The organism is Staphylococcus caeli, assembly GCF_900097965.1.
GTDB lineage: Bacteria > Bacillota > Bacilli > Staphylococcales > Staphylococcaceae > Staphylococcus > Staphylococcus caeli.
In genome coordinates this window covers 1-5211 of record NZ_FMPG01000026.1, presented here as the reverse complement: position 1 = coordinate 5211, position 5211 = coordinate 1, and the positions used below count along the sequence as shown (strand labels likewise).

Genomic DNA, 5211 nt, shown 5'->3' with positions numbered 1-5211 from the left:
CGTTGATAAGCAAATTCAGAAACTAAATTTAAAATTTCTTTTTCAGTCCTCATTGTTTTTTCACTCCCAAAATCTAAAAACTAAATCCAATCATCTACCTTATTAATTATATCTTGAAATTCATTTATAAATAATGAAGCATGGTAACCATCACATACAGCATGATGAAGCTGTAAGGCAACTGGTATATAAATTTTATTATTCTCACTATAAAATTTACCTATCGTAATAATAGGCAATAAAAAGCTGCTATTGTTACCAATGTTTAAATTAAATGAACTAAAATCAATCCAAGGAATCATTGAAATCGGTATGGTGTTTTCAGGTATCGGTTTTTTAGGAAACATTTCTTCTTTATCTTTATATTCAAACAAGTCATTTTTATAATTATTATAAAAAGAAGTGAAGTTGTTATCAGATTCAGTCCAAATGTTAGTAAATTTTTCAGTTTGCTTATTAAAAACTGTATACAAAGGATTTAACTTATCCCAATAGCCTAATTTATTCTCACTATTAATTCCTGTTCTAAACACTTTATTTTTATTTACAACTTCCATAATTGCATAAATCAAAGAAGGATAAATTTCATATCCTTTCTTTTTTATCATATCTTTAAACAAAGTAATATCAATTTCTTTAGTAATGCTATACGTAGTTTGCTGGTTAAAATAGTGTTCAAAATATTCTTTTCTATCCCAATTTTCTAATTTGATAATATTAAAAGTCATATATAAATTCCTCCTAAATTTTAAATCTTTGTATTTAGGAGGAATAATCCTCTGATTTTTTCATACGTTATATCACCTCGTAAATATTAATTATACTGAATTAGCAATTTTTATAAAATAAAACTTATTTTACTTCCAAAACCTAAATTCACGTTGCCAAAAATCAATCTGTTTTTGCAATTGTTTTTCGTTCGCTTTTAAAGTCGATTTCATTAATTCCGTTAAATCAATTGGAGATATTTCTCTAATCATTTTTTTAAATTTAGTCTTAGTATTCTTACTTAGCTTTCCCCACATACTTTCTTCATGCAACAAAGTATAAACCATAGCTTGCTCATTAATTTTTTCTAAAGTAGTCCACTCAGGTTTCAAAATGTGTAAATCATTAAAACAATCATTCCAGTAATCAACCATACTTCTTTTTAATTCTATTTCTACACGCCATAGATGTTCAGACATAACTTCAACATCTGCGTTATCTTTACGTTCTTGTTTTTTATTATAAATTCTAATAAATCTATCACTATCACGAACGCCAAAATATTTTGTTTCTGGCTTGCCATTACGACCATAAAAAACAGTTTTCTTAACTGCTTTATCAGTCATTGCATAGTAATCGCTCAAATCATCTTCAAAATCAAAAGCTAAATCTAATCTTGTAAAACCGTCATCTTCCATGTAGTCGATAATATTTTGTTTTAACCAAAGCATTTCTTCACTTGTGAGTTTATTGGGATTAAATTCAACACGCATATTACGTCTATCCCAAGTATCTGCTTTTACCTTGTCATATTCGATATAAACTTTTTCTTGAAGTGCTTTAGCTTTAAACTTTGTTTGAAGTATATCCCAAAGTCGTATTTGTGGATCTACACTCATAAAATCAGATAACTTTTTAGCATTAGTTTTGTTCAAATTCCCAACGATTGTCATCGCATCAAAACTTAATTTGGGTTGAGATTTTCCCAAAGTTTGACCACTTAACCGGCTATTAGAGTATCCGGTTAACGAAAAATTACACTTTCTTTGTTCTAGACTTTGATTTGATAATTTCTCTTGTTCTTTTTTACTCACAAAAAATCGACTCCTTATTTTAATTTAAGAAGTCGCTCACCCGAATATATATCTTGAAGAATAAACTAATATCGTTTAATATCTAGATATACAAACTTTAAAAAACAACTTAATGTTTTTCTTTGGGTAAGTCGCTTTCACAAACTTTGGTCAGGGAGTGAGCGACTTCTTTTTTTGTTTTTTTATTTGCTTATTAATATAACACTAACAAAAGGCTTGGTCTAATCAGACTAAGTCTTTATTTTTTTATCTAACAACCTTTGTTGCTTTATTCCAATTTCCTTTTTGCTTTAAAGTTTGCGTCCTTAAAAATCCTAAAAGCTGTCAGTCGGTCGGGTTAATAGCTGACGCTATCGACCGCTGTCGCTTTAAGTCTAATTTAAGGACTCTTTAAAACAAAAAGTTTTCTCGGCATAAAAGCCTGATCATACTTTGTTTAATCATGGAATCTTGCTCTTATCCACTCATACAACCAAATAAATAGCCCTATAGCGAGTATATAAGGTAAACCATAAGCAATGTACCATAAAACTGAAATAAAGCCCTCAGAAGCCTTTATTTTGCTTGCTATGGCATTCTGTAATACATCTACATGTAAAAAGCCCATAAAATCTCTGCCAATCGTCATAATCAAAGCAAAAAGCATAAACACTAATAACATTGCACCAATACCAGTAAATAATTGCTTTTGTCTTTTTTGATAATGTTCATGTGATTCTTTAACTTCACGCAACATCGAATGAATTTCTTCTCGAACGCCATAAACATCTTTTCGAACCTCTATCTCAATATCTTTTGTATTTACTTTGTTTAAATTTTCTTGTAGCAAACGAACAAAATCATTATGGACTTTTCTACCTCTACCTTGAAAGTCCTCCGTCGTCTTTTTCAAACTCGACTTGATTGCCTGCAATTCCTTTTCTCTCAAATCCTGTTGTTCTTTCATCTCTGAAATATATTTTATTACTAGCTTGTTTTGTTTTTTCAGTTCTTGCAATTCTTCGTTTTCTAAGGTCTTCTGAATTTTCTGCGACTGCGTCCCAATTGACTTTGAACGTGTCTGCATATTCATCGTATTCTCGTTCTTCTTCTTCTCGTTCTCGTCTGAATTTCTCGATTGCAAAGCCATTTTCAATCACTCCTTTGTCATAAGAATCGCCCAACGTATTCCCACGCACTTTTTTGTCTTCTTCAATGTGTCTATACGTTACGTTGTTTTTTGTTACTCTCGTGATTTCAATACCTTTTTCTTTTAGCAAAGTATTAAATTCTTCAAAGTCTACTGCGTTATCCTTTGTTTCTTCAACTGCCATTCTTATATCGTTTTTCCATGACGATTTATCTTTATCTATCAAGTTTTGTTCTGCTAACGTATATCTTATTTCTGACGTCTTTTCTGGTACAGACAAACCACGTTCTTCGCACAACTGATCATTTGCTTTTTTTATAAAATCTCGTTGCTCTTTGTTCGACTGATACTTTTTGCCCGTTTCTAAATTCACGGAATTAATAATAATGTGATTGTGATAATGCTCTTTATCAGTATGCGTATAAACTGCAACTTGATAATCTGGTGCAATCTTTTTAGCCAATTCTAAACCTATCTCATTGCATTCTTTAGCTGTTACTTCGCCAGGCTTAAAAGATTGAATGACTGTATGTGCTTGAACACCATTCTCTTTGCCATATAACGCCCTAGTTTGCTTAAAATACGATTTGGCATAATCAACATCACAATTTAAACCACTTTTTTCTTCTGCACGTTCTTCTGCGTAATTAATAGCACGACTTGCCGACTTCGTATTGCCTAATTTAGTTGTTGCCATATCCTATGCAACTCCTTTTTAACATCATCAAATTGCAATTCTAAATCATGATATTTCTGTTCTGGTAAATGTGTAGCCTTATCTTTGTTTTGATTAAACCACTTAGCAATCTGATTCACATTACTACCCAAATGACTTAAATCTTTGGCAATCGATTGTCGCGTTTCTTTGTCTAATTTTGGCGACACTAATCGACTGCCTTGTGCCTTTTTCTTAACGAAATTAGGCACTGTCATATTCAAAGTTTCTGCCGACTGTTTCAACTTTGAATATTCCTGTTCACTCACTCTAAACGATATTTGTTTTGGCTCTTTTCTAACTGGTCTTTTGACCTTATCGTTAGAAAAATCGCTAGCCAAATTATCTTTTTGTTCGTTCACAAGTCCCACCACCTTTCTATCGAAAAATATTCCTTTTCATAAATATAGCTTATAATATAATCTATATTTTCTCAAGTAATATTGTGGTTTGGCAAGCGTCGTATATTCTAGCCACTTCGTTCTGAATATACCGGCTTGATGGGATTAATCCCATGCCCTTTATGTATTTTTGTTTGCACAAAAATAGTGGCTAATTGCTAGCCACTAAGTTCAAAACCATTAAAGCCCCAGCAACCAAAAATGGTGGTTGCTAATAAAATTAATTCTCATAATTATTACGAATAAAATTCTCAATATTTTTTTCGTAATTTGGATAGTTATAATTTCCTAAACAACTTACTTTATTTGAATAATATTTAAATAAATCACAACAAAGCTTAAAAGATTGGTATGTCTTTCTATATCCATTCATCTCAAAAGTAGCTAAAAACATATTGAATTCTTTATCAGTTAAATATTTGTTTATAAACTTATAATTCTTTCCTAAACTAAAATCAAAACCCCTATTAAAGCCAATATACCAAGAAATCATTCTTAATAATTCAGGACGTAAAATATTATTGAAATGATCTAAAGCAAATAATATTTCTCTTCTAAAAACACCCTTTGCTACATACGTTGAGACACTCCAAAACTCATTACAGCAATCATAAAATTCTCGTTCTGTTGGTTTTTTTAACCAATAATTTGAGTCATCTGGAACAATTTCTTGAATTACTAAATTATCTTTATCAACTAAAATTTTTACAAGACCATCAGAATCACTAAAATAACGATTTAAATCTTTTAAATTAATTAATGTAATATCCATTTTTATGCCATCTTTAAAATACATTATATAACTGTAACCATAATCTAAATCAGGTGGGAATAATTCCATATCTTCTGGTTTCTGTATAAACAATAATTCTCCAAATAAACTTAACCAACTTTCTTCATGTGTGAAACACTCAATATCTGATACGAAAAAAGCAAAATCATAATCTTGAAACTTATCTTTTTTTATATTTTCATTAGTTCTTGAACCCTCGAGAGCAATAATTTTTACATTGCTTCGTTGATAAGCAAATTCAGAAACTAAATTTAAAATTTCTTTTTCAGTCCTCATTGTTTTTTCACTCCCAAAATCTAAAAACTAAATCCAATCATCTACCTTATTAATTATATCTTGAAATTCATTTATAAATAATGAAGCATGGTAAC

Annotated in this window: 6 protein-coding genes; all 6 read right to left on the bottom strand. The window is 30.2% G+C overall.

Annotation, left to right across the window (positions count from 1 at the left end; all coding sequences use genetic code 11):
* Positions 1 to 80: 80 nt before the first annotated feature.
* Complete coding sequence (locus BJS11_RS12965) at positions 81 to 728, bottom strand: type A-7 chloramphenicol O-acetyltransferase (RefSeq protein WP_032488460.1); 648 nt, start codon at positions 726 to 728, stop codon at positions 81 to 83.
* 129 nt (positions 729 to 857) lie between these two features.
* Positions 858 to 1802, bottom strand: coding sequence for a replication initiation factor domain-containing protein (locus tag BJS11_RS12960; RefSeq protein ID WP_069996721.1), 945 nt, complete (start codon positions 1800 to 1802; stop codon positions 858 to 860).
* A 436-nt stretch (positions 1803 to 2238) separates the two neighbouring features.
* Entirely contained in the window at positions 2239 to 2694 is a 456-nt protein-coding gene (locus tag BJS11_RS12955) for a DUF334 domain-containing protein (RefSeq protein WP_069996720.1), read from the bottom strand.
* Positions 2663 to 3628, bottom strand: a complete 966-nt coding sequence (locus BJS11_RS12950) for a relaxase/mobilization nuclease domain-containing protein (RefSeq protein ID WP_069996719.1) — start codon at positions 3626 to 3628, stop codon at positions 2663 to 2665. The genes BJS11_RS12955 and BJS11_RS12950 overlap by 32 nt, the downstream gene beginning before the upstream one ends.
* Positions 3610 to 4008: a plasmid mobilization protein gene (locus tag BJS11_RS12945; protein WP_069996718.1), complete on the bottom strand. Its 399-nt coding sequence runs from the start codon at positions 4006 to 4008 to the stop codon at positions 3610 to 3612. Before BJS11_RS12945 ends, BJS11_RS12950 begins: the two co-directional genes overlap by 19 nt.
* A gap of 259 nt (positions 4009 to 4267) precedes the next feature.
* Entirely contained in the window at positions 4268 to 5116 is an 849-nt protein-coding gene (gene str, locus BJS11_RS12940) for a streptomycin adenylyltransferase Str (RefSeq protein ID WP_069996722.1), read from the bottom strand.
* Positions 5117 to 5211 lie beyond the last annotated feature (95 nt).

What these genes read in the sequence shown, in the direction of transcription:
- BJS11_RS12965 (WP_032488460.1), bottom strand. Translation starts at nt 728, where the DNA reads ATGACTTTTAATATTATCAAATTAGAAAATTGGGATAGAAAAGAATAT.
- BJS11_RS12950 (WP_069996719.1), bottom strand. Translation starts at nt 3,628, where the DNA reads ATGGCAACAACTAAATTAGGCAATACGAAGTCGGCAAGTCGTGCTATT.
- str (WP_069996722.1), bottom strand. Translation starts at nt 5,116, where the DNA reads ATGAGGACTGAAAAAGAAATTTTAAATTTAGTTTCTGAATTTGCTTAT.